This window comes from Streptomyces thermodiastaticus (genome assembly GCF_014656135.1).
Lineage (GTDB): Bacteria > Actinomycetota > Actinomycetes > Streptomycetales > Streptomycetaceae > Streptomyces > Streptomyces thermodiastaticus.
Map to the genome: position 1 here is coordinate 1 of NZ_BNBV01000061.1, position 2,263 is coordinate 2,263.

The 2,263-nt window shown below is 73.9% G+C and carries 1 protein-coding gene; it reads right to left on the minus strand.

The annotated features are described in order from the left end of the window. Positions 1 to 2,201: acyltransferase domain-containing protein (locus IE286_RS26785; protein ID WP_229863827.1), on the minus strand; the 2,201-nt coding region annotated here is incomplete at its 3' end. Positions 2,202 to 2,263 lie beyond the last annotated feature (62 nt).

A 2,263-nucleotide genomic window follows, 5' to 3' on the forward strand; every position in this document is an offset into this window, starting at 1 on the left:
CGTACTCCCTCCCAGGCGAACGGCACGACCGCCGGCCCGTCCGTGCCCGTCACCGCGGGAAGCAGTGCGTGCAGTGCTGCGTCCAGCAGCGCGGGATGCACCGCGCACCCGGCCGTGTCGGCCTGCAGCGCGTCCGGCGCGACCTCGGCGTACAGGTCTGCTCCGCTGCGCCAGAGCCGGCGCAGTCCGCGGAACGCGGGCCCGTAGCCGTAGCCCGCCTGGTCGAGCCGCTCGTAGGCCCCGCTCAGGTCCACCTCGGCCGCGTCAGCGGGCGGCCACACCGACAGAGGGCCGGGCGCCGGTGCGGGAGCGGTCTCGGGGGTGAGGAGCCCCGTCGCGCAGCTGGTCCAGGATCCGTCGAGGTCCGCCTCTCCGTCCTGCCGGGCATGGATCTCCAGCGGGCGGCGGCCGTTCGCGTCCGGTTCACCGACGACGACCTGCACCTGCACGCCGCCGCGCTCCGGCAGCACCAGCGGCGCAGCCAGGTCCAGTTCCGCGACGACCGGGCAGCCGACCTCGGTGCCCGCCCGTACGGCGAGTTCCAGCAGGCCCGTGCCGGGGAATACCACCACGCCGTGCAGGACGTGATCCGCCAGCCACGGGTGCGTGGCGAGCGACAGACGACCGGTCAGCAGGCAGGCGTCGCGGTCCGCGACGGGGACGGCGGCGCCCAGCAGCGGGTGGTCCGCCGCGTTCAGACCGAGTCCGGTGGCGTCGGCGGCCGGAGCCGGCGACGGCAGCCAGTAGCGCTCGCGCTTGAAGGCGTAGGTGGGCAGGTCCACACGGCGCCCGCCGGGGAACACGGCCGTCCAGTCGAGGCGGTGACCGGCCAGACGCAAGCCGGCGAGGGCGGCGGCGACGGTGTGGGTCTCCGGGCGGCCCGCGCGCAGGACCGGGGTCACGGTCGCGCCGTCCTGGGTGAGGCATTCCTGCGCCAAGGCGGTGAGCACCCCGTCGGGGCCGAGTTCCATGTAGGTGGTGACACCGGCGGCCTCGAGGAACCGTACGCCGTCCTGAAAGCGGACGGCCTCCCGGATGTGGCGGGCCCAGTAGGCGGGCGACCTCAGCTCGTCGGGGGTGGCGAGTTCCCCGGTGACGTTGGACACCACCGGGATGCGCGGCTCCCGGAACGTGACGCCGGACAGGGCCGCCTGGAAGTCGTCCAAGACGTCGTCCATGTGAGGGGAGTGGAAGGCGTGGCTGACCGACAGGCGTGTGGCCTTCCTGCCGCGGGAGCGCCACAGGGTGACGAGGGCGTCCACGGCCTCGGCGTCCCCGGAGACAACTGTGGAGCGGGGGCCGTTGACGCCGGCGACGGCGACCGCGTCACCGTAGCGCGTCAGTGTCTCGCGGACCTCGGACTCGGCGGCCTGGAGCGCCGCCATCGCCCCTCCCTCGCGCGCCGCCTGCATGAACCGGCCGCGCGCGGCGACCACGGCGCACGCGTCGACCAGATCCCACACCCCGGCCAGGTGGGCCGCGGTGACCTCGCCGATGGAATGGCCGAGCAGGTAGTCGGGGACGGCTCCGTAGTGTTCGAGCAGCCGGTACAGAGCCGTCTCGACGGCGAACAGCGCGGCCTGGGTGAAGGCCGTCTGGTTCAGCAGCATCGAGTCGGCCGAGTCCGGCGCGGCGAAGATGACCTGCCGGAGGGGGCGGGACAGCACCGGGTCGAGATGGGCGCACACAGCGTCGAAGGCGGCTCGGAACACCGGCGAGCTCCGGTACAGGTCGCGGCCCATGCCGAGGCGCTGACTGCCCTGCCCGGTCAGCAGGAAGGCGGTGCGCCCCCGCCGTGAGCCGGCTGCCGTCCCACGCGACCTCACGATGTGTACGACGTCCGCGGTAGCGTCCCCGCGGGCCAGGGCTTCCAGCCCGGCCAGCAGATCCTCTCGACCGGACCCGATCACCGCAGCCCGCTCCTCCAACTGCGCCCGGCCCGTGGCCAGCGAGAAACCCACGTCCACCAGATCGAGCTCCGGCCGCCCGACCAGATGATCCCGCAACCGGGCCGCCTGCGCCCGCAACGCCACCTCGTCCCGACCAGAGACCAACCACGGAACGACCGCACCAGCGACCGGGGACTGCTCGGCACCGACCGCAGCAGGGCTCTCCCCGGTGGCGGCCCCGGTCACGGGCTCCGGATCGCCCTCTTCGATGATGACGTGGGCGTTGGTCCCGCTGATGCCGAAGGAAGACACTCCCGCACGGCGCGGACGGCCCGCCTGCGGCCAGGGCCGGGCCTCGGTCAGCAACCGCACCG